Source organism: Tardiphaga sp., assembly GCF_028290495.1.
In the GTDB taxonomy this organism is placed as follows: Bacteria; Pseudomonadota; Alphaproteobacteria; order Rhizobiales; family Xanthobacteraceae; genus Tardiphaga.
On record NZ_JAQGJT010000021.1, the window covers coordinates 1 to 25,725 of the forward strand.

25 protein-coding genes and 1 pseudogene are annotated in these 25,725 nt (G+C 62.0%); 16 read left to right on the forward strand and 10 right to left on the reverse strand.

Annotation, left to right across the window (positions count from 1 at the left end):
* The 4 genes from secD to JWQ24_RS03360 form a co-directional block, all read left to right on the forward strand.
* Positions 1-895, forward strand: an 895-nt coding sequence (gene secD, locus JWQ24_RS03345) for a protein translocase subunit SecD (protein ID WP_299804343.1), incomplete at its 5' end; no start/stop codon positions are given.
* A 16-nt stretch (positions 896-911) separates the two neighbouring features.
* Complete coding sequence (gene secF, locus JWQ24_RS03350) at positions 912-1,916, forward strand: protein translocase subunit SecF (protein ID WP_299804346.1); 1,005 nt, start codon at positions 912-914, stop codon at positions 1,914-1,916.
* A 6-nt stretch (positions 1,917-1,922) separates the two neighbouring features.
* Positions 1,923-2,306, forward strand: coding sequence for an Mth938-like domain-containing protein (locus JWQ24_RS03355; protein WP_299804349.1), 384 nt, complete (start codon positions 1,923-1,925; stop codon positions 2,304-2,306).
* 46 nt (positions 2,307-2,352) lie between these two features.
* Positions 2,353-3,204 (forward strand): phytoene/squalene synthase family protein, encoded by an 852-nt coding sequence (locus JWQ24_RS03360; RefSeq protein WP_299804351.1) that lies wholly within the window; start codon positions 2,353-2,355, stop codon positions 3,202-3,204.
* Between the two features lie 195 nt (positions 3,205-3,399).
* On the opposite strand, the gene JWQ24_RS03365 is transcribed toward JWQ24_RS03360, so the two are convergent.
* The 3 genes from JWQ24_RS03365 to JWQ24_RS03375 form a co-directional block, all read right to left on the reverse strand.
* A complete protein-coding gene (locus JWQ24_RS03365; RefSeq protein ID WP_299804354.1) occupies positions 3,400-4,494 on the reverse strand; it encodes a serine/threonine protein kinase in 1,095 nt (364 codons plus the stop codon).
* Positions 4,495-4,525: 31 nt separating this feature from the next.
* Positions 4,526-5,962, reverse strand: a complete 1,437-nt coding sequence (gene trmFO, locus JWQ24_RS03370; RefSeq protein ID WP_299804356.1) for a methylenetetrahydrofolate--tRNA-(uracil(54)-C(5))-methyltransferase (FADH(2)-oxidizing) TrmFO — start codon at positions 5,960-5,962, stop codon at positions 4,526-4,528.
* 136 nt (positions 5,963-6,098) lie between these two features.
* Positions 6,099-6,251, reverse strand: coding sequence for a DUF1127 domain-containing protein (locus tag JWQ24_RS03375; RefSeq protein ID WP_265078655.1), 153 nt, complete (start codon positions 6,249-6,251; stop codon positions 6,099-6,101).
* 693 nt (positions 6,252-6,944) lie between these two features.
* Here JWQ24_RS03375 and JWQ24_RS03380 point away from each other — a divergent pair.
* On the forward strand, positions 6,945-7,205 hold the full coding sequence (locus JWQ24_RS03380; RefSeq protein WP_299804359.1) for a hypothetical protein: 261 nt from the start codon (positions 6,945-6,947) through the stop codon (positions 7,203-7,205).
* A gap of 89 nt (positions 7,206-7,294) precedes the next feature.
* Here the strand turns inward: JWQ24_RS03380 and JWQ24_RS03385 are convergent, their stop codons facing one another.
* Both JWQ24_RS03385 and JWQ24_RS03390 read right to left on the reverse strand, forming a co-directional pair.
* Positions 7,295-8,113 carry a lytic murein transglycosylase gene (locus JWQ24_RS03385; RefSeq protein ID WP_299804362.1) on the reverse strand — a complete coding sequence of 273 codons (819 nt, stop codon included), beginning with the start codon at positions 8,111-8,113 and terminating at the stop codon, positions 7,295-7,297.
* A gap of 150 nt (positions 8,114-8,263) precedes the next feature.
* Entirely contained in the window at positions 8,264-9,166 is a 903-nt protein-coding gene (locus JWQ24_RS03390) for a DUF2189 domain-containing protein (protein ID WP_299804364.1), read from the reverse strand.
* Positions 9,167-9,528: 362 nt separating this feature from the next.
* Between JWQ24_RS03390 and JWQ24_RS03395 the strand changes: the two genes are divergently transcribed.
* The 3 genes from JWQ24_RS03395 to JWQ24_RS03405 all read left to right on the forward strand — a co-directional run bounded on the left by JWQ24_RS03395 (position 9,529) and on the right by JWQ24_RS03405 (position 11,614).
* A complete protein-coding gene (locus JWQ24_RS03395) occupies positions 9,529-9,903 on the forward strand; it encodes a DUF3597 domain-containing protein (protein WP_299804366.1) in 375 nt (124 codons plus the stop codon).
* Positions 9,904-10,022: 119 nt separating this feature from the next.
* Complete coding sequence (locus JWQ24_RS03400; RefSeq protein ID WP_299804368.1) at positions 10,023-10,799, forward strand: substrate-binding domain-containing protein; 777 nt, start codon at positions 10,023-10,025, stop codon at positions 10,797-10,799.
* A gap of 23 nt (positions 10,800-10,822) precedes the next feature.
* Positions 10,823-11,614 (forward strand): fumarylacetoacetate hydrolase family protein, encoded by a 792-nt coding sequence (locus tag JWQ24_RS03405; RefSeq protein WP_299804371.1) that lies wholly within the window; start codon positions 10,823-10,825, stop codon positions 11,612-11,614.
* A gap of 152 nt (positions 11,615-11,766) precedes the next feature.
* Here JWQ24_RS03405 and JWQ24_RS03410 read toward each other — a convergent pair whose 3' ends face one another.
* From JWQ24_RS03410 to JWQ24_RS03420, 3 genes are all read right to left on the reverse strand, one after another.
* Positions 11,767-12,039, reverse strand: a complete 273-nt coding sequence (locus tag JWQ24_RS03410) for a GNAT family N-acetyltransferase (protein WP_299804373.1) — start codon at positions 12,037-12,039, stop codon at positions 11,767-11,769.
* Positions 12,036-12,320: a GNAT family N-acetyltransferase gene (locus JWQ24_RS03415; protein WP_299804375.1), complete on the reverse strand. Its 285-nt coding sequence runs from the start codon at positions 12,318-12,320 to the stop codon at positions 12,036-12,038. Before JWQ24_RS03415 ends, JWQ24_RS03410 begins: the two co-directional genes overlap by 4 nt.
* 166 nt (positions 12,321-12,486) lie before the next feature.
* A complete protein-coding gene (locus JWQ24_RS03420) occupies positions 12,487-13,125 on the reverse strand; it encodes a glutathione S-transferase family protein (RefSeq protein WP_299804377.1) in 639 nt (212 codons plus the stop codon).
* Positions 13,126-13,297: 172 nt separating this feature from the next.
* Here JWQ24_RS03420 and JWQ24_RS03425 point away from each other — a divergent pair.
* The 5 genes and pseudogenes from JWQ24_RS03425 (at position 13,298) to JWQ24_RS03445 (ending at position 17,155) form a co-directional block, all read left to right on the forward strand.
* Positions 13,298-13,998, forward strand: a pseudogene (locus JWQ24_RS03425) (IS5 family transposase).
* Between the two features lie 210 nt (positions 13,999-14,208).
* Positions 14,209-14,613: an SPW repeat protein gene (locus tag JWQ24_RS03430; protein WP_299804379.1), complete on the forward strand. Its 405-nt coding sequence runs from the start codon at positions 14,209-14,211 to the stop codon at positions 14,611-14,613.
* Between the two features lie 458 nt (positions 14,614-15,071).
* A complete protein-coding gene (locus tag JWQ24_RS03435; protein ID WP_265078647.1) occupies positions 15,072-15,209 on the forward strand; it encodes a hypothetical protein in 138 nt (45 codons plus the stop codon).
* 448 nt (positions 15,210-15,657) lie between these two features.
* Positions 15,658-16,329 carry a hypothetical protein gene (locus JWQ24_RS03440; protein ID WP_299804381.1) on the forward strand — a complete coding sequence of 224 codons (672 nt, stop codon included), beginning with the start codon at positions 15,658-15,660 and terminating at the stop codon, positions 16,327-16,329.
* 163 nt (positions 16,330-16,492) lie between these two features.
* Positions 16,493-17,155, forward strand: coding sequence for a hypothetical protein (locus tag JWQ24_RS03445; RefSeq protein WP_299804384.1), 663 nt, complete (start codon positions 16,493-16,495; stop codon positions 17,153-17,155).
* 21 nt (positions 17,156-17,176) lie between these two features.
* Here JWQ24_RS03445 and uvrA read toward each other — a convergent pair whose 3' ends face one another.
* Both uvrA and JWQ24_RS03455 read right to left on the reverse strand, forming a co-directional pair.
* Positions 17,177-20,161, reverse strand: coding sequence for an excinuclease ABC subunit UvrA (gene uvrA / locus JWQ24_RS03450; RefSeq protein WP_299804387.1), 2,985 nt, complete (start codon positions 20,159-20,161; stop codon positions 17,177-17,179).
* 251 nt (positions 20,162-20,412) lie between these two features.
* Positions 20,413-21,150: an outer membrane beta-barrel protein gene (locus JWQ24_RS03455; protein WP_299804389.1), complete on the reverse strand. Its 738-nt coding sequence runs from the start codon at positions 21,148-21,150 to the stop codon at positions 20,413-20,415.
* A 442-nt stretch (positions 21,151-21,592) separates the two neighbouring features.
* Between JWQ24_RS03455 and JWQ24_RS03460 the strand changes: the two genes are divergently transcribed.
* The 3 genes from JWQ24_RS03460 to gyrA all read left to right on the forward strand — a co-directional run bounded on the left by JWQ24_RS03460 (position 21,593) and on the right by gyrA (position 25,667).
* Entirely contained in the window at positions 21,593-22,111 is a 519-nt protein-coding gene (locus JWQ24_RS03460; protein ID WP_299804392.1) for a single-stranded DNA-binding protein, read from the forward strand.
* Between the two features lie 197 nt (positions 22,112-22,308).
* The gene (locus JWQ24_RS03465) at positions 22,309-22,713 is read left to right on the forward strand and encodes a DUF2306 domain-containing protein (RefSeq protein WP_299804395.1); all 405 of its coding nucleotides are present in this window, start codon (positions 22,309-22,311) and stop codon (positions 22,711-22,713) included.
* A gap of 179 nt (positions 22,714-22,892) precedes the next feature.
* A complete protein-coding gene (gyrA, locus tag JWQ24_RS03470) occupies positions 22,893-25,667 on the forward strand; it encodes a DNA gyrase subunit A (RefSeq protein WP_299804397.1) in 2,775 nt (924 codons plus the stop codon).
* Positions 25,668-25,725 lie beyond the last annotated feature (58 nt).

The following is a 25,725-nucleotide window of genomic DNA, read 5'->3' on the forward strand; positions in this document are numbered from 1 at the left end:
CGAACTGTTGATGAGTGCGCAAACACCGAAGGTGCCTTACGTCATCAAGAGGCAGGTGCTGGTTTCCGGCGGCGACCTGACCGATGCGCAGCCAGGTTTTGACCAGCGCACCAATGAGCCGATCGTCAGCTTCCGCTTCAATACCGCGGGCTCGCGCAAAGTCGCGCAGGCAACTTCCGAGAATGTCGGACAACCCTTCGCCATCGTGCTCGACAACGAGGTGATTTCCGCACCGGTAATTCGCGAACCGATCACCGGCGGCTCCGGGCAGATTTCCGGAAGCTTTACGGTACAGCAGGCCAACGAACTGGCGCTGCTGCTGCGGGCCGGCGCGTTGCCGGCGCCGCTCACCGTGATCGAGGAGCGCACCGTCGGTCCCGGCCTCGGTCAGGATTCGATCGAGAAGGGCGAGCTCGCAGCTTACGTCGGCTCGATCATGGTCATCGTGTTCATGCTCCTGACCTATCGGCTGTTCGGCGTGTTCGCCAACAACGCGGTCGCCATCAACGTCGCGATGATCTTCGGCGTGCTGTCGCTGTTGAACGCCACGCTCACGCTGCCCGGGATCGCCGGCATCGTGCTGACGGTCGGCATCGCGGTCGATTCCAACGTGCTGATCTATGAGCGCATCCGCGAGGAACTGCGCGGCGGCCGCAATGCGATTTCGGCGATCGACGCCGGCTTCAAGCGCGCGCTGTCGACGATCCTGGATTCCAACATCACCACCTTCATCGCTGCCGCCGTGCTGTTCTATATCGGAACCGGTCCGGTGCGCGGCTTCGCCGTGACGCTCGGCATCGGCATCGTCACCACGGTCTTCACTGCTTTCACCGTCACCCGCCTCATCGTTGCGGCGTGGGTGCGTTGGAAGCGGCCGACCAGCGTGCCGATTTGAGATTGCGGAGCTGGCTGTGACACAAACTGTTCTTTATGGCCTTGGTGCCCTCATCGTGGTGCTGAGCATTGTCAGCGTCTTTGGCTGGCTGCCGTCGCTGCGTATCGTTCCGGACGATACCAAGTTCGACTTCACCCGCTTTCGCCGCATCTCGTTTCCGATCTCGGCGCTGCTGTCGATCGCGGCAATCGTGCTGTTCTTCACCCACGGGCTGAACTTCGGTATCGACTTCAAGGGCGGCACGCTGCTCGAAGTGCAGGTCAAGTCCGGCGCCGCCGATATTCCGGCAATGCGCACCACGCTCGGTGCGCTGAACCTTGGCGAAGTGCAGATTCAGCAGTTCGGCGGTCCCACCGACGTGCTGATCCGCGTTGCAGAACAGCCGGGCGGCGATGCCGCGCAGCAGGCCGCGGTGCAGAAACTGCGCGCAGCCTTCGGTGACAGCGTCGAATATCGCCGCGTCGAAGTGGTCGGACCGCGCGTCTCCAGCGAATTGCTGGCCTACGGTATGCTCGGCCTGATGGTCGCGATCCTCGGTATTCTTGTCTATCTCTGGTTCCGCTTCGAATGGCAGTTCGCGCTCGGCGCGATGATCGCGAACGTCCACGACATCGTGCTGACGATCGGCTTCATGTCGCTGACCCAGGTCGAATTCGACCTGACCAGCATCGCGGCGCTGCTGACCATTCTCGGCTATTCGCTGAACGACACCGTCGTCATCTACGACCGCATTCGTGAAATGCTGCGGCGTTACAAGAAGATGCCGATGCCCGAATTGCTCAACGAGTCGATCAATTCGACGCTGTCGCGCTCGATCATCACCCACGTCACCGTGACCCTGGCGCTGCTCGCGCTGCTGCTGTTCGGCGGCAATGCGATCCACTCCTTCACGGCCGTGATGATGTTCGGCGTCGTGCTGGTCGGCACCTACACCTCGATCTTCATCGCTGCACCGATCCTGATCTACCTCGGCGTCGGCGAGCATCGCGAAGATGCCGACAAGCCGGCGAAGCGCGCGTAATCCGGGATGCCGGTACCTCCCGAGGCGCCGCATCTTCCACGCTCGGCGGCAATCGAGGCCTATGGCAAGGGCGGTTTCCACTTCGACACCATGTCGCATGTCGGCTCGCTACTGTGCCTGCCGGATGCGATCTGGTCGTGGTCTGTCACAAAGGCGAACGAGATCGATCGCGCCTCGCTGAAGCGCGTGTTCGAGAATGCCGCTGGCATCGACACGCTGATCATCGGTACCGGCAACGAGGTCTGGATCGTGCCGCGCGACCTGCGCGAGGCGTTGCGCAACCTTCATGTCGTGATCGACGCGATGCAGACCGGCCCCGCGATCCGCACCTATAACGTGATGATCGGCGAACGCCGCCGCGTGGCCGCGGCGCTGATTGCCGTCCCGTGAAAAACTCACCCATGAGGCAGCGCCTGACGGCATTGATTGCGGTGCCATGAGCGCCGACACGGATTCGGCCGCGTTTTGTGCGCGACTGGCGCGCCAATACGATTTCGAGCGCTACGCCGCGACCCTGTTCGTGCCGACCGATCGACGCCGCGCGCTGCTGGCGCTGTACGCCTTCAATGCGGAAGTCTCCCGCGTGCGTGAACTGGTCAGCCAGCCGCTGCCGGGCGAGATTCGTTTGCAGTGGTGGACCGACATGCTGGCCGGCGCCGGCCACGGCGACGTCGAGAGCAACCCGGTCGCCGCCGAACTGCTGCTGGCGATCCGTACGCACGAACTTCCGGTCGATCGGCTGACGAAGCTGATCGATGCGCATGTGTTCGATCTCTACAACGACCCGATGCCGGATCTCGCGGTGCTGGAGAGCCACATCAACGACACCGTTTCCACACTTTTTGCGCTAAGCGCGCGCATCCTCGGCCATGCGTCGGATGCCATCGAGCAGGCGGCTGATCATGGCGGCCTGGCGCAAGGGGTCGTCCGCCTGATCGCGACGCTGCCCTATGATTCCGCGCGGCGGCAGATGTTCCTGCCGCAGGACAGGCTGATCCAGCACGGCGGCAGCGCCGAGGAAGTCTATGCCGGCAAGCTCACCCCGCCGATCCGCGACACGTTGGAGCAGTTGATCTCCGGAGCGCAGGAGCAACTGGCGACGGCAATGGCACGGCTGCCTGAAATGCCCAGTGAAGCGCGTCGCGCGTTTCTGCCGCTGGCGCTGGTCGCGCGCGATCTCGAGCGGGTGCGTGCGGAAGGTCATGACCCGTTCGTGCTCTACGTCCCGTCACGGCTGCGCACGTTGTGGATGCTATGGCGCGCCTCAATGTCGAAGGCGTTCTCGTAGCCGACGTTTGCTCGAGCTGTTTGAAGCTGCTCCGTGACGCCATCCCACATCCCATGTCATCCTCCGCGAAAGCGGAGGATCCAGTACACGCCGGCTTTTCCGTTCTATCGTTGAGGCCAGTGGTTACTGGGTCGCCCGCTTTCGCGGGCGATGACATCGGAGTGTGACGCGAGGCGCGCAAAGCTATTGTCGGTGCTAGCTGGTCTGCGTCGGTTGCTCGAAGTTGAACCGGTCCCGCAAATTCTTCCGCGACTCCAGAATGCCTTTCAGGAACACGCGATCCGCGTCGCTGGTCATCAGCGGCTCGATCAGGTCGAGCTGGTTCATCGCCACCAGTTGTAGGATCTCGGTGCGGATGGCGCCGGCGGCGTCGCGCGGCAGCGCCGTGACGACCTGCAGATGCTCCGGCGGCTTGGCCACCTTGGCGGCGGCCAGCTCGGACTGCAGCTTGCTCTCCAATGCCACGTCGTCGGCCTCGACGAACGCATAGAGGCCGACGCCGGAACGGCGGTCGGCGAACGCGACGATGGAGGCGTCGCGCACCGCGGGATTGTTGCGGATGATCTGCAGCAACGGGGGCGCGTCGTTGACGAGCCTGCGGCCGCCGCCTTCGCGGTCGGTGAAATTGAAGATGCCGCGGGTGATGCCGCGATAGACTTTCTTGCCGGTCATCAGCCAGATCCGCGCGAACAGCGATTTCTTGGCGAGGATCTTCTTCTCCTTCGGCGTCAGCAATTCCGGCGCATAGGAGCGCTTGTGCTTCAGGAGATGGCGCAGGTCTTCATAGGCCGCGATCCGGAACAGCCGGCTGCGGCTCTTGAAGCAGACTGCGAGCTGGAAGTCGGTGACATAGGCCAGGCCATCGGTGCCGCGCAGCCAGTTCTGCTCTTTCGCCAGATCGTTATGACAGACGCCCATGCGGTGCAGTTTGCGCAACGCGACTTTGGCGGAATGGAAGTAGGCGCGGTCATTGTAAGGCTTGGCGAGATGCAGCGCCACGCCGTCAATGAAGCCGCGCACCAGCGCCTGTTCGCCGGCCCACAGCAACTCCGGTCCGACGTGCAGTTCGCGCGCCAGCGTCAGGGCGCGACGCTCGCGCGTAAACAGATGCTGCGCAACGACGTAGGACCACCACGGCACCTGATCGAGGCGGCGCAGCACTGCATCGACCTCGCCGTCGTCGCGTCGGTAACGGCCGCGCTCGACGGTCGAGAACACGTCGCGCTTCAGCAGCACGCCTTCGGTCCAGTTGGCGGACAGCACAGCGGCGTCCTGTTTGGGCAAGCTCATGAGACAGTCCTGAAATTCAAATGCGCTGCCGTCACGCCGCAAAGGCGGCGGCGGGCAGGCTGGAGGCAATCCAGCCGTCCATGTCGGCCAGCGCACGCGCGCTCATCGCCTGCTTCTTGGCGACGGTTTTCTCGTTGCCGCGCAACCTTCCGCCTTCGGCATTCTTGGTCGGCGCCTGCGCCAGCGGCGGGAACAGGCCGAAATTGATGTTCATCGGCTGAAACGAGCGCGGGCCGGCATCGATGGTCTCGATGTGGCCGCCGGTGATGTGGCCGAGCAGCGAGCCCAGCGCGGTCGTGACCGGCGGCGGCGCAAGCTGCACGCCGCGCGCTTCGGCGGCGGCATAAAGCCCGGCCATCAGACCGACGCTGGCGGATTCCACATAGCCCTCGCAGCCGGTCATCTGGCCGGCGAAACGCAGCCGCGGCAACGCGCGCATGCGCAGCTGCTGGTCGAGCAGCTTCGGCGAGTTCAGGAAGGTGTTGCGATGCAGGCCGCCGAGCCTAGCGAATTCTGCGTTCTGCAGGCCGGGGATCATCCGCAGCACGTTCATCTGGTCGCCGTATTTCAGCTTAGTCTGGAATCCGACGATGTTGTAGAGCGTGCCGAGCTTGTTATCCTGACGCAGCTGCACGATGGCGTAGGCCTTCACCGTGGGGTCGCGCGGGTTGGTGAGGCCGACCGGCTTCATCGGACCGTGGCGCAAGGTCTCGCGGCCGCGCTCGGCCATCACCTCGATCGGCAGGCAGCCGTCGAAGTAGGGCGTGTTCTTTTCCCATTCCTTGAAGTCGGTCTTTTCGCCCGCCAGCAACGCGTCGATAAAGGCCTCATACTGGTCCTTGGTCATCGGGCAGTTGATGTAGTCGGCACCGGTGCCGCCGGGCCCGACCTTGTCGTAGCGCGACTGGAACCAGGCGGTTTCCATGTCGATGGAATCCTTGTGCACGATCGGCGCGATCGCATCGAAGAAAGCGAGCGCGTCCTGATCGCTGACAGCGCGAATCGCCTCGGCCAGCGGCGCGGAGGTCAGCGGCCCTGTGGCGACAATGACATTGCCCCATTCGGCGGGCGGCAGGCGGTCCACTTCGGCACGGTCGATGGTGATGAGAGGGTGGTCGGTCAGCGCCTTGGTCACGGCATCCGAGAAGGCGTTGCGATCGACGGCGAGCGCGCCACCGGCAGGCACCTGGTTGGCGTCGGCGCAGCGCATGATGAGTGAGCCCAGCTTGCGCATTTCAGCGTGCAGCAGGCCGACCGCATTGTTCAACGCATCGTCGGAGCGAAATGAATTCGAGCAGACCAGCTCGGCCAGACCTTGCGTCAGGTGGGCCTCGGTCATCCGGTTCGGCCGCATCTCGTGCAGCACGACGGGAATACCGGCGGTCGCGACTTGCCACGCAGCTTCAGAGCCGGCGAGGCCGGCGCCGATGATGTGGACGCAGTCTGTGTTGTCTGGGGCTGTTGTCATGGCCCCGCATGTAGCGCGTTTTGACGCGAAGTGGAATCTGCTTCGCGGCTGTGGTCGGGGTTGTCCGTATCCTTGATGCGGGTCACGACAGCGCCCGCGGGGGCGGACGCTATCCGTGATGCATCAAAGCGAAAGATCAACCGTTGTAGGCGCCTGAAGCCACGCGCGGAATGTCGGAACGGTCGAGACCGATGTCGGACAGTTCGCGATCGCTGAGCTGCGAGAGCTCGGCAACGTTGCGCTGGTAGTCGCGGAACGCCTGGATCATGCGGATGAAAGAAACGAGCATGGTAGTTCTCCTTTAGTTTGGCGGTTCATCTCTTGAGCCGCCGCCGTCGTTGAAATGAATATAGGTGGCTGTGTGCTGGTGCAGCAGTGGAAATGTTGCGGTGCAGCTAATCGAATGACGCATGGCTACGGCAAGGAATGATTAAGCTTTTGGCGCAGTGCCTTGTTTTTGATGCCGCCATGCGCGAATTGACACCGATTAAGACAGGGAGTGGTGTTAATTAGTCAGTTAAATCAGAACTTTGAAACGTCATTCCTGCGAATCGCACCCGGGCTGGGAAGTCGTCCTCACAGAAGCCCGATGGCAGGAAATATGGTCACGAACGGTTCGGATTTAACCTTCAGAGCTGCTCGGTCGGATGGGGCGAAATTGCATAGCTTTATTAAATGAATTTATGTTCATATAATAAATGAAGACGACGCCGGTATCCAGAAGCTGTTTCAACACTTTCGCTGGGATACTGAGCAACGAGAGAAAGCCCACGGGGCCTTCTGCCGATGACGAGGATTACAAATTTGTAAGTCTGTTTCAGACGATGTCCAAAACGTCGAAAACCCCAGCGTTGTCGAAGTTGTTCACGGCAGCCTCACGCTGAGTTTATGGCCGCGGCTATTTCGAGTTACGCGATCGGCTCGCAGACTTCGTCCTGCAGAATCCGGCAATGACGCCGGGCTGCTGGGAAGGAAAAGCAAGATGATCACAAGATTACTGGGCGCGGCCGCGATGGCCGCCGTGGTGTTTTCCGTCGTGCCGGCTTCGGCCGCGCGAATGCAGGGCTGCAGCCCCGACAATCTGATGAAGACCGAAAGCGCGGTCGAGTCGATGGCCGACGGCGGCGTGAAGTGGGTGGCGTTCAAGGAAATGGCCGATGCGCAGACCGCGTTGCTCGACGGCAAGATGGGCGCGTGCGCGATGCATCTGACAAGGGCGGCGCATGCCGGCATGATGAAGTAACGCGGAAGATAAAATCCGTAACACGCTGTCGCGGCGCTTCGGCGGCGCGACAGCGCAAGTTGCCGTGGACCATCACGGGCGATCGCGAGCTACGGCTCCTTCGCCAACTGGCTGGCGAAATAGGCGATGGTCTTCGAATAGACCTCGCTCTTGTTCCACTGCTGGATGACCGCGAAATTGGCGGTGCCCGGCGCAAAATCCTGGTCGCGCTTCCAGCCATAGCTGGCGAGGTAGTTCGCCGTCGAGGCCAGCACGTCCGGCGCGCTGCGCAACAGGTCGCGCTTGCCGTTGGCGTCGAAATCGACCGCATACTTCAGATAGGATGACGGCATGAACTGGGTCTGGCCGATCTCGCCGGCCCAAGCGCCACGCATCTCGGCGGGTGCCAGATCGCCGCGGTCGACGATGCGTAGCGCGTCCATCAATTCACCGCGAAACATTTCGGCGCGGCGGCAGTCATAGGCCAGTGATGCCAGCGCCCGCAGCGTCGCGAATTTCCCGATGTTGACGCCGTAGTCAGTCTCCAGTCCCCAGATTGCCACCAGCACCGGGCCGGGCACGCCATATTGCTGTTCGATGCGAACCAGCACCGAGCCGTAACGCTTCAGCATGTCGCTGCCGCGCTGTAGCCGCGGCGGCACCATGCGGCCGGAGAACTGCTCGAAACTCTGCTGAAACACCTTCTGGCCGCGGTCGTGTGACAGCACGGAATTATCGAGCGTGACGCCGCTCAGTCCGGCATCGATCGCGCGCTGCGAAATGCCCTTGGCCGCGGCCTCGGTCTTCACCCCGGCCAGCCAACTATCGAAATTTCCGCTGCCGCAGGCAACCGCCGCGAAGGCGGATGACGCCGGCGCCAGCAAGGCAGCGCCGAGCAACAAGGAGCGGAGCAGGGATATTGTGGTCATGCGGGGCGCTCGCTGGGCCATGAAGGCGGTTGCATTTGATACTTCGCACTGCGAAATGTCGGTGCTAACCGCGGCCAAAACAAGGCTTTTCCCGGCTTCACCGGCCCCGTGAACGAGACCGGTGATCACGTTGATGCGCGCTGTGCTTTGTTATTTATCGTTGCGCCATTGAAACAGCGACACCGGGAAGTCGGCAGCAGAGCGCTTGATCCGGCTGCGCGGCGGGATCACCGGTGCGTCAGGATTTTGCTCGACCACCTTGCGGTACAGATGCCAGGTGGAATGGCCGAGCACCGGCACCACCACCGCAAGCCCGAGGAACATCGGCAGCGAGCCTACGACGAGAAGTGCTGCGACGATCAAGCCCCATGTCGCCATTGTCACGGGATTGCGCATGACGGCGCGCAGCGAAGTAATCATCGCATCGGCGATTCCGGCATGCCGGTCGAGCATCAGCGGAAACGACACCACGCTGACGCACATGGATACCAGCGCGAACAGCAAGCCGGTGCCGCAGCCGACCGCGATCAGCTGCCAGCCCTGCGGGGTCGTCAGCACGCGGGAAACGAAGTCGGGGATCTCCGCTGCCGGCTCGTATCCGAAGACCGCGACATAGATCGCCTGCGCGGTCGCCACCCAGGTCACGAACAGCACCAGCAGCATCGCGCCCAGGCCGAGCATGGCGCCGAACGACGGTGAGCGCAGTACGTCGAACGCCTGCCAGGCGGAGGCTTCCTCGCCGGCCTCACGGCGCCGGCTGAGTTCGTAGAAGCCAAGCGCTGCGAACGGGCCAACCAGCGCAAAGCCGGCGGCGAGTGGAAACAGCAGCGGCAGCACTGAATAGCCGAGCACCATGCGCGCCGCCACCAGGCCAACCAGAGGATAGATCACGCACAGCATCACGGCGTGGCTGGGCACCGCCTTGAAATCCTCCCAGCCCAGTCGCAGCGCGTCGAACAGATCGGCGGAGGTGATGGCGCGGATCGTGGGCTGCGTCACGGCGCCCTCGGTGCTGCGCGCAAATGACGCGGCGGCGGGATAGGTCGTGGCCATGCTTGAGCTCCTGCTGTTGCGGCCATCGGCATCACGCCGGAGCGGATGCATGGCCACGGAGAGCGATCGCAAGCAAACCAGACGCGAGAGCAAAGAAACTGGTCTTGCCGCGAACTGTGCGTGGAAGGATACGCCGATCCGCTGCGGCAGCGGCTCACGCTTAGGTGAGGCGCATGCAGGGTGCACCGCAGCAGCCGATTTTTGCCGCCATTGGTGTCGGTTTGTGCGATGTCACATTGCATCCATTGGCAAGCGGCGTGCGGACAGCTAAAAACGCCATCTGACCGGCGGGGTGCCGCCGGGCCGGAACCAAGTGCTTCGTGAGATCTTCTTTAGCCATCATCTTTATCGGGAGCGACAGAATGAGCATTTTCGGAAAAATCATGGGCGCCATCTTCGGCACCAGCGCCAGTGCGGCCAGCCCGGCCACCACGGCTGATGCAGGCGCGGCTGCAGCCCCCGGCGCAGCGCCGGCGGATAGCGTCGATGTCGCAGCGATCCTCGACAAGGCTGTTGCGGCCAAGGGCGAGAAGCTGGAATGGAAGACCTCGATCGTCGACCTGATGAAGGCACTCGATATCGACTCCAGCCTGACTGCGCGCAAGGATCTTGCCAAGGAACTCGGCTACACCGGCGACACCGGTGATTCCGCCACGATGAACATCTGGCTGCACAAGCAGATGATGGCCAAGCTCGCCGCCAACGGCGGTAAGCTGCCGGCGGATATCAAGCACTAAAACATCGATTGCGACTAAAAGCCCGCGCTTTGCGCGGGCTTTTTTTGTTTGCGATATAGGTACAGTTGGCTGAAGAACTGCGTCGAGTGACGTAATCAAGAAACAAAACGAGGGATGCGATGACGCCGAACCAGGGACTGCGGGCTGCGGCCATCGCGGTCGTGATGTCGTGCTCCGGCGCGGCTCAGGCCGACACATTGAAGGTGCTGACCGCCGGCGCGTTCAAGCAGGTGCTGACTGCCGCACTGTCGCCATTCGAGGCTGTCGGGCACCAGGTCGAGGTGCAGGCCGACACGGTTGGCGGCCTCGTCAAGCGTATCACTGCCGGCGAGACCTTCGATATGGTGATCGCCTCGCCGGCCGGGCTGGCGACCCTGCGCAAGGCCGGCAAGGTCGGCGATGCCGACAGCGATCTCGCGCGCGTCGGCGTCGGCATTGCCGTGAAGGAGGGCGCCGTGAGGCCCGATATCAGCACTGTCGATAGCTTCAAGAAGGCGCTGCTGGCCGCGAAGCACGTCACCTATATCAATCCCGCCGCCGGCGGCAGCAGCGGCATCTATCTCGATGGCCTGATCAACAAGCTCGGCATCGGCGATGAAATTCGCGCCAAGGCGGTGCTGGTCAATGGCGGCTTCTCCGCCGACCGCGTGGTGTCGGGCGAGGCCGATATTGCCGTGCAACAGATCAGCGAGTTGCTGCCGGTAAAAGGCGTAGTGCTGGTTGGTCCGCTGCCTTCGGAGATCCAGAACTATACCGTATATTCCGCGGCGATCGCCGCCGGCACCGCGCGAAAACCCGCGGTGCAGGCGCTGATCGACCTGTTGCAGAGCAAGCAGGGCCGCGACATCATCACTGCCAAGGGAATGGAGCCGGTTGGCTCCACGCCGAACAAATAAAATAAACTTCAACGGAGGAAACCATGGATAGCATCAATCGCAGGACGATTCTGAGCACCGGCGCGCTGGCGCTCGCCGGTGCTGCGGCGCAGGGCACGTCTGCCCAGGCGCAGGCCGGACCGAAGAGCATTTTCGCGGTCGACGCCGTCACGATCCCGATCGTGGGCCAAAGCGACGTGTTTCCGGTGCGGCGGATCTACTGCATTGGCCGCAACTACGCGGCGCATTCCCGCGAGATGGGATCGGACCCGACGCGCGAGCCGCCGTTCTTCTTCCAGAAGCCGACCGACGCGATCCAGAACGTAGCGATCGGGCAGGTGGCGGATCATCCCTATCCGTCGCTGACCAAGAACTATCATTATGAAGTGGAGCTGGTGGCGGCGCTGAAATCGGGCGGCACCAACATTTCCGTCGAGAAGGCGCTCGACCATGTCTATGGCTACGCGGTCGGCCTCGACATGACCCGCCGCGATCTGCAGCGCGCGATGGGCGACGAGAAGAAGCCCTGGGAAATCGGCAAGAGCTTTGACCACGGCGCGGTGATTGGCCCGATCCACCCGGTCAGCAAGACCGGGCACTTCGCCAAGGGCGCGATCTCGCTGGCGGTGAATGGCACGGTGAAGCAGACCTCGGATCTCGACAAGATGATCTGGAGCGTCGCCGAGCAGATAGCCAAGCTCTCGGAAGCCTTCGAATTGAAGGCCGGCGACATCATCTATTCCGGCACGCCGGAAAATGTCGGCCCGGTCGTCAAGGGCGACGTGCTCCTGTGCAAGCTGCAGGGCCTGCCGGACATGTCGATCAAGATCGTCTGACGACCCGTTTCACGGTTGTCATTTCGGGATGCGCGTCAGCCGGCAAAGCCGGCTGGCGTGCAGACCCGGAACCTCGAGATGTTCATCGCCATCTCGGGATTCCGGTTTCGCGCGAGCTTTGCTCGCACGCCGCCGGAATGACGGTGAGGGGGTCACCCCACCATGTCCGAATATTCGGGATGCCGATCGAGGTAATCCGACACGAACGAGCAGCCGGCCACGACCTTGTGGCCGTCGGCGCGGATCAGCGCCAGCGCGCCCCTGACCAGCTCCGAAGCAATGCCCCGGCCGCGCAGAGCCGGCGGCGTCTCGGTGTGGGTGATGATGACCGTTCCGGGGACAAGGCGATAATTCGCGAAGGCCAGCGCGCCATCGACATCCAGCTCGAAGCGACTGAGCGCCTTGTTGTCGCGCACGCCGGTCATGCCGCGTCTTTCAACAGATCCTGATATTCTGCATGCTTCGCGATATATCCCGCGATAAAGGGGCACTGCGCTACGACCTTCAATCCCTTTGCGCGAACCGCATCGAGCGCGCCACGGGCAAGCTGTGAGCCCACACCTCTGCCGCCCAATTCCTGCGGCACAACGGTGTGGACGAAGGTGATAATATCAGACGCCCGAGTATATTCCGCGAAAGCGATATGGCCGTCTATCTCGAGTTCGAAACGGTGGAGTGAAGTATTGTTGTTAACCGCGTTGCTCATGTCATCCCATCCATTGGTGTCCGGCAGAAGGTAGCAATCATCCTTGGATGAGAGCAACGGATGCCCCGTATGGCTCATGATGGCTAGGGTCAGGACCCATAAACTGAACGAAAAACCCGGACGACGACTGCGAGCCCAGGACAGACCTCAATCAGCCGGTTGGTGGTTAGCGGGTGTAAACCGCCAGTTGAGCGGCGAAAGCCCGCTTGTAGGCGGGCCGCGCTTCGCCGCGGGCGACATAGGCGGCGAGGTTCGGATACTCGTCCAGAATGCCGGATGATTCCAGTCTGAGTAGCACCGACACCATCATCAGGTCGCCCGCGCTGAACCCACCATCGAGCCAGTCGGCACTGTCAAGGCGAGCGGAAAGTTGCTTCAACCGGTCGCGGACGCGATCCTCGACCAGAGGCAGGCGCTCCTTACTCCAAGGCTTATCACCCTCCAGAAGCCTGGCGGTTGCGAGTTCAAGGATCGCCGACTCCACCGTGTTGAGCGCGGCAAACATCCATGTGATTGCGCGCGCCCTGGCGTTGGCATCGTCCGGCAACAGGCCCGCATGGCGCTCGGCGATATGGAACACGATCGACCCTGTCTCGAATAGGGCGAGATCGCCTTCCTCATAGGTCGGAATCTGGCCGAAAGGATGAAGCGCCCGATGCGCGGGTTCCTTCATCGCACGGAACGAAACAAGGCGAACCTCATAGGGCTGGCCCACTTCTTCAAGCGCCCAGCGAACGCGCGCATCACGCGTCAGTCCCTTGCCGCCATCGGGTGACCGTTCAAAGGCGGTAATGGTGATGGACATCGTGAGACCCCTCCTTGGAGAAACCATCGGCTCTGGCAAGCTGTCAAGGTGAACTCACCGAGATTGAAGACGACCCCGTTCCATGTCCTGTTTGTCCGCATAGCAGACCTTTGCAAACTCTAATTCCATCTCAAGTGACATCGTGATTCAAGCGCGGCAGGAGGACCTGCCAATGTCTGATCAATTCTGGCTGACTAAAGCTCAGCTTGAGCGCCTTAAACCCCTTTTTCCCCTGACGCGTGGTGTGCTGCGCGTGGACGACCGGCGTGTGATCAACGGGATAGTCCATGTGATCCGGAATGGTCTGCGATGGCGGGATGCGCTCGCGGTCTATGGCCTCCACAAAACGCGCTACAACCGGTTCGTTCGCTGGCACCGCATGGGTGTCTTCGACCGAATCTTCGCCAACCTTGCGGCCGAGAGCGGCCCGCCCGACCGCGCGATGATCGACAGCACGCATCTTAAGGGACATCGGACAGCCGCCACTCTGCTCAAAAGGGGGATGCACCCCGTCTCACCGGCCGCACGAAAGGCGGCCTAAACTCCAAGCTGCACGCGGTTCGCGATGGCGCTGGCCGGCCAGTTATCTTTCTTCTCACGAAGGACAAATGACGAATGAGTGACCACAGGGGCGTGGCTCCGATCTATCCCATGCTGCCAGACGCCGAGACGATTGTTGCCGACAAGGGCTATGATCGTGATGCATTTGAGACGCTCTCGCCGGACGCGGCATCACGCCTTGCATTCCACCACGAGCCAAGCGCCGGTGCGCCCGCAATGTACTGCAAGACTTTGTATCGACAGCGCCACAAGGTCGCGAATATGTTCGCTATCTGCATCGCGGCAACCGTTATCTTTTGGCTAGGTCAGTGAGTCCTGACCCTAGGTAAATCGGCGTCGCCGTCCGGGGTTTCCCGTCGATCCGCAGACTACAAAATGGCTTCGGCGTGGCCTTGCAAAGGTCCGGCGGGTTCCTACGTGAATCACAGACATACGCCCCCGGAGCGGCCGGAACGGTCGTTCGACAGTTGGAGTGTCATGCCAACGGCCGCTGACGTATGCCTCTTTTCAAGGGAGGTCACGATGTCAAACTCTCAGTTTCTCAGCACTCATCGCACGTGGGAAGACTGGTGCGGCATGGCGCTTGGCGTCGCGATCGCGCTGTCGCCCTGGTTTCCCACGGAACAAGGCCATGAATACGCCGGGGCGAACCCCAATGCCGTGATCATCAACACGGTTGCGGTCGGCGCCCTGGTGTTTGGCGTTGCCCAGCTCCAGTATATCGCGCTGCAGCGCTGGGAGGAGGTGGCCGCGATACTTCTCGGCCTGTGGCTGATCGCGTCACCATATTTCCTTGGTTATTCCGGCGAGGGGATGCTCAGATTCATCCATACCTGCCTCGGCGGCGTCGTGGTGCTGCTGGCAACACTGCAGCTGTGGCAGGACTGGGATTTGAGCGATCCAGAAATGGCCCAGCACGGGCACTGACAACGAGCGATCAGGCCCGCCGGTCCTGCATTGAGGTCGGCGGGCTTCGCCCGGATATTTATGGGGACGGTGGTCACGGACGAAATCATAGCGACCGAATTGCTGACGGGATCGAAATCCACCCTGCCAAGGCCGTCAGGTCGTCGCTGAATCGTTTAGCGTCTTGGTGCAGCCAGTGCCGCGATCACGTCGTCGATTCGTGAAAATCGACGCCGAGTTGGAAGCGGTTCCGGGCCTTGTCGTCGCGGATGACGGCGGCGGCGAGTGCGTCGGTCATCGGGCATTCCTTGCGCAGGAGGTATGTTGGTTCCTGATCTCGACGTAGCCGGACCGGTTTTCAAGATTACCCGCCCGGCGTCGAGCCGTGCTAGGGTGATTCATCGCGCGCCGGCCCACCGGCGCGTTTCCATTTAAAAGGCTGGCCCTAAGGCCGCCGATGACCTCGTCTGGACAACATCATGAGCAACGCCCCCAACCAAAAAGGCCCCAACACCAAGAAGAAGCAGAAGTGCAAGAACTGCGAGGGCAAGGGCCTGCTCAAGAAGGGCGACAAGGTGGTGACGTGCCAGAGGTGCAAGGGGACGGGGTTAAGGTAGGCGAGCGCCGCGCGGGGTGACGTGTCCACGTCGTTGACCGCGCCGAACCACGTGGTCAGCACGTGCGCCTTCGCTCACCCTGCATCGCATCAGCCCAACGCCTCTGCGATGCCTTCCAAATACCACACCCGGTACGCACAACTAAACTTCCGTCGCGCAGCCGCAGACAACCACGATAGCTGGCCGATAGAGATCCGCCGAAATCGAAGAGTTGAGTTAATAGTTCACGGAATCCGTCATAATTTGCGAAAAAAATAGCTCTGCAGCCAGACCGGTACTGCACTTTGCGCAATTTTTTCTAGCGCCGTGAAAGTGTAGTTTCAAACTAAATTGACGGAGGCCGCTCGCTTCGATAATAGGGCTTGAGTAGTCATGCAACTACAGGTGGTTTGAAGTCGAATAGAAATTCACATCGTCCGGCGCTGGTCGTCGATGGCAGGAAGATTCTATGTCAGAGACACAGTCGTCTTCATTTCAAGTCATCGAGGTCGATAGATTTCAAGTCATTGAGGCCGATAGCGAGCTTGAGCATGAGCCGCATTTCCCCATTGCTCTGCGTGACGAACCGCGGGTCGGAGTGGGAATCGAGCCCATCACCATGCTCATTGTGGCCCTCATTGCCCTGACTGTGACAACCACCGGGACCTGCATTGGAATCGCTAATCTGGTCAACGGCGAGGCGTCCAAGGGAAAGATAGCGGAGATCCAGAGCAAGCTGGACGCCCTCCTCCTGCTCGGTCAGAAAGATATTATGGACGAGCTCAGCCGGTTGCGCGGCGAGGTCGAATGGACGCAGATTCTCACATTGCTTGGCCCGCCCTTGCAAGTCGTTCAGTACTTCGCCGATGAAATGCGGCGCTTCATCCCTGCGGCTGATTGGGATGAGGCAAAGATCGACGCTTGGCGGCGGCAGCATGAGTACGAATTCAAAGCGTGGGCGAAGGCTGTATTGGCCGACACAGGCGGGCTGCGCCAGCAACTGTCGTTCATCAATACTGCCTTTCGCGGAGGCGATGGCTTGATGAGACCGTTGATGGCAGTCCTTATCGAGAAGATGAAAAACAATCGCTTCAAGACACAATCGCGTACTTTATGGTGTGTCTGGCATACCGTTCACTGAAATATTATGAGGCCCAGGCGCTCGGCGCGCTGGCCTGTGCCTTCAAGATCGAGCATCCGGAAGCCTCGGATCAGCAGGTCAAGGATTACACCAGACCCTATCAGGCGGTATTCGAACAACAAATAAACGATACGTTGCCGCTTCTCATTCCGTTCAACAGGTTTTGGACGCCCCTGCCATCAGCCTGGCGAGCGAGGCGCCCATCAATTGGGATCAATGGCATGTCGTCTATGGCGATCGTCACAAGGTGACCACCGTAGATGGCCGCGTCGTGGTCGGACTTCAATTCTACAAGAAGGGAAATCGGCTCGCGCTGGAGATGACGCAGGCGGAGCTCGACAAGGCCGGCGACATCAACGCCTCGTCTCAGCAGAAGAGAAGAAACGACGAATGGGGCGAAGACGTCATCCAGATCGGGGCTAACAGCGAAAATCAGCTAATGACCACGATAGTTCCTACCTTGTGCATGGTCACCGGCGTGCAGCTTTGGTTGGAAGGAAACAAATTGATGGTTCTGCTGGAATATGTGCCGTTCGACGTGACCACGCAGACAGCCGATTTCAAAAAGAGGGCGTGGACGCGTGCGGCTGATGCTACGGACTCATCAGCAAAAGCCAAATGGATCAGTAGCGATCCGGACGGCAAAGTGGCTCCGGACTCCCACCGAGGCCGTGTGGGCCTGCAGTACAACGTCCTACCTAATCCACTATCGCCGATTACGGGAGTTATGCTCGACTTTAATCCGGGAGCGGGCGGCGGGTTTATGTGTGTGAGGGGCACGACGGATTTTTACGGCCCGGATAAGGCAACGCCGAAAACGGCCTGAATTCTATACAGATGTTCAGGATCACTCCGCCGCCTCGTCCACCTTCCGCTTCTTCGGCTTGCCAGCCTTTGCCAGCACCGGCGCGAGATACTGCCCGGTGTAGCTGCGCGGCGCCTTGACGATGTCTTCGGGCGGGCCCCAGGCGACGATTTCGCCACCGCCGTCGCCGCCTTCGGGGCCGAGGTCGATGACCCAGTCCGCCGTCTTGATGACTTCGAGATTGTGCTCGATCACCACCACCGTATTGCCCTGCGACACCAGCTCGTGCAGCACTTCGAGCAGCTTTGCCACGTCGTGGAAATGCAGTCCGGTCGTCGGCTCGTCGAGGATGTAAAGCGTGCGGCCGGTGGCGCGCTTGGATAGTTCCTTGGCCAGCTTGACGCGCTGCGCCTCGCCGCCGGACAGCGTGGTGGCCTGCTGTCCGACGTGGATGTAGTCCAGCCCGACGCGGTGCAGGGTCTTGAAGGTCTCGCGGACACGCGGCACCGCCTTGAAGAAGTCGGCTGCTTCCTCGACGGTCATGTCGAGCACGTCGGCGATCGACTTGTTCTTGAACAGCACTTCGAGGGTTTCGCGGTTGTAGCGCTTGCCCTTGCAGGTGTCGCAGGTGACATAGACATCCGGCAGGAAGTGCATCTCGATCTTGATCAGCCCGTCGCCCTGGCAGGCTTCGCAGCGGCCGCCCTTGACGTTGAACGAGAACCGGCCGGGTTCATAGCCCCGCGCCTTGGATTCCGGCAGGCCGGCGAACCATTCGCGGATCGGCGTGAATGCGCCGGTATAGGTCGCGGGGTTGGAGCGCGGGGTGCGACCGATCGGCGACTGGTCGATCTCGATGATCTTGTCGATATGCTCCAGACCCTCGATGCGGTCGTGCGGCGCCGCGCCCTCGCTCGCATTATTCAGTTTTCGCGCGATGGCTTTATAGAGGGTGTCGATCAGCAGCGTCGACTTGCCGCCGCCGGACACGCCGGTCACCGCCGTGAAAAGGCCGAGCGGAATCTCCGCCGAGACATTCTTCAGATTGTTGCCGCGGGCGTTGATCACCTTGATGGTGCGGCGATGGTTCGGCGGCCGCCGCACCGGCACCGGCACCGACAATTCGCCGGTGAGATACTTGCCGGTCAGCGAATTCGGATTGGCCATCACCTGCTTCGGCGTGCCCTGGGCGACGATATGGCCGCCATGGGTGCCGGCGCCCGGGCCGACATCGACGACATAGTCCGCGGCGAGCACCGCGTCCTCGTCATGCTCGACCACGATCACGGTATTGCCGAGGTCGCGCAGCCGGCGAAGCGTGTCGAGCAGCCGCGCATTGTCGCGCTGGTGCAGGCCGATCGAGGGCTCGTCGAGCACGTAGAGCACGCCGGTCAGGCCGGAGCCGATCTGCGACGCCAGCCGGATGCGCTGGCTCTCGCCGCCGGAAAGCGTGCCGGAGGCGCGCGCCAGCGTCAGGTAGTTCAGGCCGACGTCGAGCAGGAACGATAGCCGCTCGCGAATCTCCTTGAGAATCCGCAGCGCGATCTCGTTCTGCTGCTTGTTGAGCATGGTCGGCACGGTGGCGAACCATTCGCCGGCCTTGCGCACCGACAGTTCGGAGATCTCGCCGACATGCTTGCCACCGATCTTGACGGACAGCGCCTCCGGCTTCAGCCGGTAGCCGGCGCAGGCGTCGCAGGGCACGTCGGAGAAATACTTGCCGAGCTCCTCGCGCGCCCATTCGCTTTCGGTCTCGCGGAAGCGGCGGTCGAGATTGGTGACGACGCCCTCGAATGGTTTCTTGGTATCGTAAGCGCGCACGCCATCTTCATAGGAGAACTTGATCTCGTCGTCGCCCGAGCCGTGCAGCAAGGCGTTCTGCGTCTTCTTCGGCAGGTCTTTCCACTTGGTGTCCAGCGTGAACTTGTAGAACTTGCCGAGCGCCGTCAGCGTCTGCAGATAATACGGCGAGGACGACTTCGCCCACGGCGCGATCGCGCCCTTGCGCAACGTCAGATCCTTGTCGGGGATCACCAGTTCGGCGTCGATGGTCTGCTCGACGCCGAGGCCGCCGCATTTCGGGCAGGCGCCATAGGGGTTGTTGAAGGAAAACAGTCGCGGCTCGATCTCGGGGATGGTGAAGCCGGACACGGGGCAGGCGAATTTCTCCGAGAACAGGATGCGTTCGGCGCCGGTTTTGTCGTGAATTTTGGCGACCTTCTTGTCGGCCTTCTTGTCGTCGGCGGGAGCCGCCAGCGCGGCCGGCGCGTCGGCATATTCGATCACGGCCAGGCCTTCGGCCAGCTTCAGTGCGGTCTCGAAACTCTCGGCGAGGCGCTGGCCGATGTCAGGTCGCACCACGATGCGGTCGACGACGACGTCGATGTCATGCGGGAATTTCTTGTCGAGCGTGGGGGCTTCGGCCAGTTCGTGAAAGGCGCCGTCGATCTTGATGCGCTGGAATCCCTTCTTGAGGTATTCCGCCATCTCCTTGCGGTACTCGCCCTTGCGGCCGCGCACCACGGGCGCCAGCAGATACAGCCGCGTGCCCTCCGGCAGCGCCAGCACGCGATCGACCATCATCGATACGGTCTGGCTCTCGATCGGCAGGCCGGTGGCGGGTGAATAGGGTATGCCGACCCGCGCCCACAGCAGGCGCATGTAGTCGTAAATCTCGGTGACCGTGCCCACCGTCGAGCGCGGATTCTTCGAGGTGGTCTTCTGCTCGATCGAGATGGCGGGCGACAGGCCGTCGATCTGGTCGACGTCCGGCTTCTGCATCATCTCCAGGAACTGCCGGGCATAGGCCGACAGCGACTCGACGTAACGGCGCTGGCCTTCGGCATAGATCGTGTCGAACGCTAGCGAGGACTTGCCGGAGCCGGACAGGCCGGTGAAGACCACCAGCTTGTCGCGCGGGATCTCCAGATCGACATTCTTGAGATTGTGCTCGCGTGCGCCGCGAATGGTGATGTTTCGCAGCGCAGAACCGACCGGCTGGCGCTTCGCCTTGATGACTTCGTCCATGACAATTCCCCGACGCATGAGGCGCGCCGCATCCGGGCGCGCATCACCGAACAGGCCGGGACCGAACGCCAATTGATTGACTTCGGAACATAGGAAGAACGGGGGGCGATTTCCAGTGCCCGGCGAAAATCATCAACGGATTGTTGGCGGCAAAGTTGCCGGGGTGTCGCGCTCCGGGCATGGCGCAAGCAAAAGGGCCGGCTTTGCAGCTGGCCCTTCCACGATCTCGCAAGCCTCAAGTCAGGTGATGCTCAGTATCGCGCGACGACTGGGCCGCCCCAGCGATAATTGATGCGGGCGGTGATCATATCGACGTCCTGACGGATGCTGTCGATGACCGGAGCCGGGCCGGGGGTGAAGGCGATATCACGCCGGCCCATGAAGATGTGGTCGTATTCCACGCCGAACGACCAGTTCGGGGTGAAGCCGTATTCCAGGCCGACGCCGACGGTGGCGCCCCAGCGGGTTTCGCTGGCTGAATTGGTCGTCACGCCGGTCGCGGTCGGGAAGTAGTTGTACTTGTCATTGGCCACGGCTGCGCCGCCTTTGACGTACAGCATCGTGTTGTTCCAAGCGTAGCCGACCCTGCCGGTGAACAGGCCGAGCGCATCGACCTTCGAGCGGTTGGTGAAGAGCGGGAAGCGGTTGCTGACGTTGGAACCGGTGAGATCCGCCCAGTCGCCCTGGGCTTCCAGACCGAACACCCAGCTGGCCGACTGCCAGTTGTAGCCGATCTGGCCACCGAAGACGCCGCCATCGGCGTCATGCGAACCTTCGTCGCCGGGCGCGAGAGGACCGAGGTAATTCCAGTTCTTGCGGGCCGAAGCGTATCCGCCGTTGGCGCCGATGTAGAAGCCGGTCCAGTCATACACGGCGACCATCATCGGCGGCGCCTTGGTATAGGGGCGGGGAGCGAGGTCCGCGGCAAAAGCGGAAGTCGCGGTGCCCAGGGCGGCAAATGCGACGGTGGCAAGCAAATACTTCTTCATTTCAAATTCTCCTGTGTTCAATCGCTTCGCTGAATTTCGAAGCGGGGGTCCCCGGCGCGAGCGCCAAATCCAACTCCATCGTCAAATAATGTACCCCAAGGCTGTGCCTTCGTCCGTCACTCGAATGCCACAGTGACGGCCGAAATAACGTGTCCCAGAAAGCATTCTAAGTTAATGAATTCGATGTGCTATTTGTGCTGCGCAGCAGCAAATCGTAGGCCTGTGCGCGATAGCCCATAGGCTTGTGGCATCAGGGTAGGTGATTGCCGCTTGGCGTGAGAACAAAAATAGAACATAATAATTCCGATCGCCGTGGATAAGTGGGGATCGGTGGCCTGCCGGGGATGCAGACCGTATAGGATGGCGCAACGGCGGTTGCGGACCGGCCTTGAGGCCGGCGCGATAGCCAGCAACAATTTCAGTGTGAGTTCAGGAGAGCGGTATGGCGGGCAGCGTGAATAAGGTGATTCTGGTCGGCAATCTGGGCAAGGACCCGGAAGTGCGCCGGATGCAGAACGGCAATCCAGTCGTCAACCTCACCATTGCGACTTCGGACACCTGGCGCGACAAGGCGAGCGGTGAGCGCAAGGAAAAGACCGAGTGGCATCGCGTGGTGATCTTCAGCGAAGGCTTGGCCAAGGTCGCCGAGCAGTATCTCAAGAAGGGCGCCAAGGTTTACATCGAAGGCGCGTTGCAGACCCGTAAGTGGACCGACCCGCAGGGCGTCGAGAAGTACTCCACTGAGATCGTGCTGCAGGGCTTCAACTCGACTCTGACGATGCTCGACGGCCGCGCCGGTGGCGGGGCTGGCGCAGGTGGCGGCGGTGGTGACAGCTATGGCGGTGACGACGGTGGCAGCTTCGGCGCCAGCAGTCCGTCCTCGCAGCCGCGCCGCGGCGCGGCAAGCGCGCCGGCCGGCGGTGGCCGCGGCGCCGACATGGACGACGACATTCCGTTCTGATCGCGAACGGTCGATCGCGTTTCCGCAACACCGGCGCCTCTGGCGCCGGTGTTTTTTTGAGGGTGGGGCGTCCGGTGTTGCCCGCGCCGGGAAAGCGATGACCAGTGACGCCGGATAACCGGAAATCTGCGGCGGCTTTGACAATGGAAAGATGATGTAAAGAATGTTTACATTAATCGATCAACGGAGTCGTCGCGATGTCATGGCAGCCGCTACTCGATGCCGTTGCGCCCATCCCCCTGCACGCCTTCGCCGCGATCGCCGCATTCGTTCTCGGCGTCGTGCAACTGGCGGCCCCCAAGGGCACGTTGCCGCATCGCCTGCTGGGCTGGATCTGGGTTCTTTTGCTGCTGACGGTCGCCATTAGCTCGTTCTGGATTCATGGCGATAGCTTCCGGATTTGGCGGACATGGAGCCCGATCCATCTGCTGTCGATCTTTGCGCCGGTAATGCTGGCGATGGGGGTGATCAACGCTCGCCGGCACCGTATCAGGGCGCATGCCATCTTCATGACGTCGATTTTTGCTGGCGCGCTGCTGATCGCCGGGGCGTTCACGCTGGCGCCGGGCCGGGTCATGCACACTGTGGTGTTCGGGCCGTAGGCGAGGCGATTCGAGGGCGTTGCGTAGGCCGATCGCAGGGCCCGCCGCAAGGCCTGATCAGGCTCCGTAAGTGGTTGGAAAAACGAGCATAAAATCCACCGACGAAAGTCGCTCGGGGGTGGCTTGCAAGGCCGCGATGCGCTATATGATTCCCAGCAGAATCTGACCGGAAATCATCCTTGGCCGATACAGAAGACAAGAAGCCCGGGGAGCCGCCGGCGCCCTCGGACGTTCGTCCCGTTTCCATTCTCGACGAGATGAAACGCTCGTATCTCGATTACGCGATGAGCGTGATCGTGGCGCGCGCGCTGCCCGACGCGCGTGACGGCTTGAAGCCGGTGCATCGCCGCATCCTGTTCGCGATGTACGAGAACGGCTTCGAGTGGAACAAGCCGTACCGCAAGTCGGCGCGAACCGTCGGCGATGTGATCGGTAAGTATCATCCGCACGGCGACCAGTCGGTCTATGACGCGATGGTGCGCATGGCGCAGACCTTCTCGATGCGCGTGCCGCTGATCGACGGTCAGGGCAATTTCGGTTCGGTCGACGGCGATCAGGCTGCCGCGATGCGATACACGGAATCGCGCCTGACCAAGATCGCGCAGTCGCTGCTCGATGATATCGACAAGGACACCGTCGATTACCAGGACAACTATGACGGCTCGTTCCGCGAGCCGCGGGTGCTGCCTGCGAAATTCCCGAACCTGCTGGTTAACGGCGCAGGCGGCATCGCCGTCGGCATGGCGACCAACATTCCGCCGCACAATCTCGGCGAAGTCATCGACGCCTGCATCGCGCTGATTGACGATCCCACGTTGACCATCGACGACTTCATCAAGATCATTCCCGGACCGGATTTCCCGACCGGCGGCATCATCCTTGGCCGTGCCGGCATCCGGCTGGCCTATCAGACTGGCCGCGGCTCCATCGTGATGCGCGGCAAGGTTTCCATCGAGCCGGCGCGCAAGGATCGCGAAGCGATCATCATCTCGGAAATTCCGTACCAGGTGAACAAGGCCACCATGGTCGAGCGCATCGCCGAACTGGTGCGCGACAAGAAGATCGAGGGTATCTCCGATCTGCGCGACGAATCCGACCGCGATGGTTTCCGCGTCGTGATCGAGTTGAAGCGCGACGTGGTGCCCGAGGTGGTGCTGAACCAACTGTATCGCTTCACGCCGCTGCAGACCAATTTCAGTGCCAACGTCGTGGCGCTCGACGCTGGCCGGCCCCGGGTGATGAACCTGCGGGATCTGCTGACGATCTTCGTCGCGTTCCGCGAACAGGTGGTTACCCGCCGCACCAAGTTCCTGCTCAACAAGGCGCGCGACCGCGCCCATATCCTGGTCGGTCTCGCCATTGCGGTCGCGAATATCGACGAGATCATTCGCGTGATTCGCACCTCGCCGGATCCCGCCACCGCGCGCGATATCCTGATGGAGCGCCGCTGGCCGGCGATGGACGTCGCGGCGATGATCACGCTGATCGACGATCCGCGACACCGCCTTGAGGAAGACGGCACTGCGCGGCTGTCGTTCGAGCAGGCCAAAGCCATTCTCGATCTGCGTCTGGCCCGCCTTACAGCTCTGGGCCGCGAGGAAATTTCCGAAGAACTCGACAAACTGGCCATCGAGATCGCCGACTACCTCGAAATCCTGCGCTCGCGCGCCCGCGTCCAGACCATCATCAAGGACGAACTGACGGCGGTGCGGTCGGAATTCGCGACGCCGCGCCGCACGGTGATCATCGAGCAGGAGGGCGAGGTCGAGGACGAAGACCTGATCCAGCGCGAGGACATGGTGGTGACGGTGTCGCATCACGGCTACGTCAAGCGCGTGCCGCTTTCGACCTACCGCGCGCAGCGCCGTGGCGGCAAGGGACGCTCGGGCATGGCGACCCGCGACGAGGATTTCGTGGCGCGGCTGTTCGTCGCCTCGACGCATACGCCGGTGCTGTTCTTCTCGTCGCGCGGCCAGGTCTACAAGGAAAAGGTCTGGCGGTTGCCGATCGCGCCGCCGAACGGCCGCGGCAAGGCGCTGATCAACATCCTGCCGCTGGAGCAGGGCGAGCGCATCACCACCATCATGCCGCTGCCCGAGGACGAGGCGACGTGGGAAACCCTCGACGTGATGTTCGCCACCACCGGCGGCAATGTCAGGCGCAACAAGCTGTCGGACTTCGTCGATGTCCGCCGCTCCGGCATCATCGCGATGAAGCTGGACGAGGGCGAGGCGATCGTCGACGTGCAGATCTGCACCGAGCATGACGACGTGCTGCTGACCGCCGCCGGCGGCCAGTGCATCCGCTTCCCGGTGTCCGACGTGCGCGTGTTCCAGGGCCGCAGCTCGATGGGCGTCCGCGGCATCGCGCTGCCGGAGAGCGATACGGTGATTTCGCTGACGATCCTGCGCCATCTCGATGCGGACTCGGAAGAACGCACGGCCTATCTGCGCCGCGCCAACGCGGTGCGCCGCGGCGGCGTCGAGGAACGTGGCGCCGTCGAGGACGAAGCGGCTGCAACCGCTGCCGAGTCGGACGAGGCGTCCGCGGCGATCGAGCTCGGCGAGCAGCGTTATGTGGAGATGTCGGCCAGCGAGCAGTTCGTGCTGACCATCACCGAGAACGGTTTCGGCAAGCGCTCGTCGTCGTTCGAGTACCGGACCACCGGCCGCGGCGGCAAGGGTATTGCTGCGATGGCGGTGAACGGCCGTAACGGCAAGCTGATCGCCTCGTTCCCGGTCGAGGACGATGACCAGATCATGCTGGTCACCAACAAGGGCCAGCTGATCCGTTGCCCGGTCGGCGGCATCCGTATTGTTGGCCGCTCCACCCAGGGGGTCACGGTGTTCAACACCGCGGATGACGAACTGGTGGTGTCGGTCGAGCGCATCGGCGAGGCCGGTGAGGCGGAAGACCCGGAAGCCGGTAACGAAGTGCCAGTGGCCGAGAGCTGAGACAATTCCGGCGAGGCTCCGGCCTCGCTTCGAGATGCGGCGACAAACCGCTGAATCA

Coding starts and splice junctions, on each gene's coding strand:
- JWQ24_RS03355 (WP_299804349.1), top strand. CDS start 1,923: ATGCCGGTACCTCCCGAGGCGCCGCATCTTCCACGCTCGGCGGCAATC.
- JWQ24_RS03360 (WP_299804351.1), top strand. CDS start 2,353: ATGAGCGCCGACACGGATTCGGCCGCGTTTTGTGCGCGACTGGCGCGC.
- JWQ24_RS03365 (WP_299804354.1), bottom strand. CDS start 4,494: ATGAGCTTGCCCAAACAGGACGCCGCTGTGCTGTCCGCCAACTGGACC.
- trmFO (WP_299804356.1), bottom strand. CDS start 5,962: ATGACAACAGCCCCAGACAACACAGACTGCGTCCACATCATCGGCGCC.
- JWQ24_RS03375 (WP_265078655.1), bottom strand. CDS start 6,251: ATGCTCGTTTCTTTCATCCGCATGATCCAGGCGTTCCGCGACTACCAG.
- JWQ24_RS03380 (WP_299804359.1), top strand. CDS start 6,945: ATGATCACAAGATTACTGGGCGCGGCCGCGATGGCCGCCGTGGTGTTT.
- JWQ24_RS03385 (WP_299804362.1), bottom strand. CDS start 8,113: ATGACCACAATATCCCTGCTCCGCTCCTTGTTGCTCGGCGCTGCCTTG.
- JWQ24_RS03390 (WP_299804364.1), bottom strand. CDS start 9,166: ATGGCCACGACCTATCCCGCCGCCGCGTCATTTGCGCGCAGCACCGAG.
- JWQ24_RS03395 (WP_299804366.1), top strand. CDS start 9,529: ATGAGCATTTTCGGAAAAATCATGGGCGCCATCTTCGGCACCAGCGCC.
- JWQ24_RS03400 (WP_299804368.1), top strand. CDS start 10,023: ATGACGCCGAACCAGGGACTGCGGGCTGCGGCCATCGCGGTCGTGATG.
- JWQ24_RS03405 (WP_299804371.1), top strand. CDS start 10,823: ATGGATAGCATCAATCGCAGGACGATTCTGAGCACCGGCGCGCTGGCG.
- JWQ24_RS03410 (WP_299804373.1), bottom strand. CDS start 12,039: ATGACCGGCGTGCGCGACAACAAGGCGCTCAGTCGCTTCGAGCTGGAT.
- JWQ24_RS03415 (WP_299804375.1), bottom strand. CDS start 12,320: ATGAGCAACGCGGTTAACAACAATACTTCACTCCACCGTTTCGAACTC.
- JWQ24_RS03420 (WP_299804377.1), bottom strand. CDS start 13,125: ATGTCCATCACCATTACCGCCTTTGAACGGTCACCCGATGGCGGCAAG.
- JWQ24_RS03430 (WP_299804379.1), top strand. CDS start 14,209: ATGTCAAACTCTCAGTTTCTCAGCACTCATCGCACGTGGGAAGACTGG.
- JWQ24_RS03435 (WP_265078647.1), top strand. CDS start 15,072: ATGAGCAACGCCCCCAACCAAAAAGGCCCCAACACCAAGAAGAAGCAG.
- JWQ24_RS03440 (WP_299804381.1), top strand. CDS start 15,658: ATGTCAGAGACACAGTCGTCTTCATTTCAAGTCATCGAGGTCGATAGA.
- uvrA (WP_299804387.1), bottom strand. CDS start 20,161: ATGGACGAAGTCATCAAGGCGAAGCGCCAGCCGGTCGGTTCTGCGCTG.
- JWQ24_RS03455 (WP_299804389.1), bottom strand. CDS start 21,150: ATGAAGAAGTATTTGCTTGCCACCGTCGCATTTGCCGCCCTGGGCACC.
- JWQ24_RS03460 (WP_299804392.1), top strand. CDS start 21,593: ATGGCGGGCAGCGTGAATAAGGTGATTCTGGTCGGCAATCTGGGCAAG.
- JWQ24_RS03465 (WP_299804395.1), top strand. CDS start 22,309: ATGTCATGGCAGCCGCTACTCGATGCCGTTGCGCCCATCCCCCTGCAC.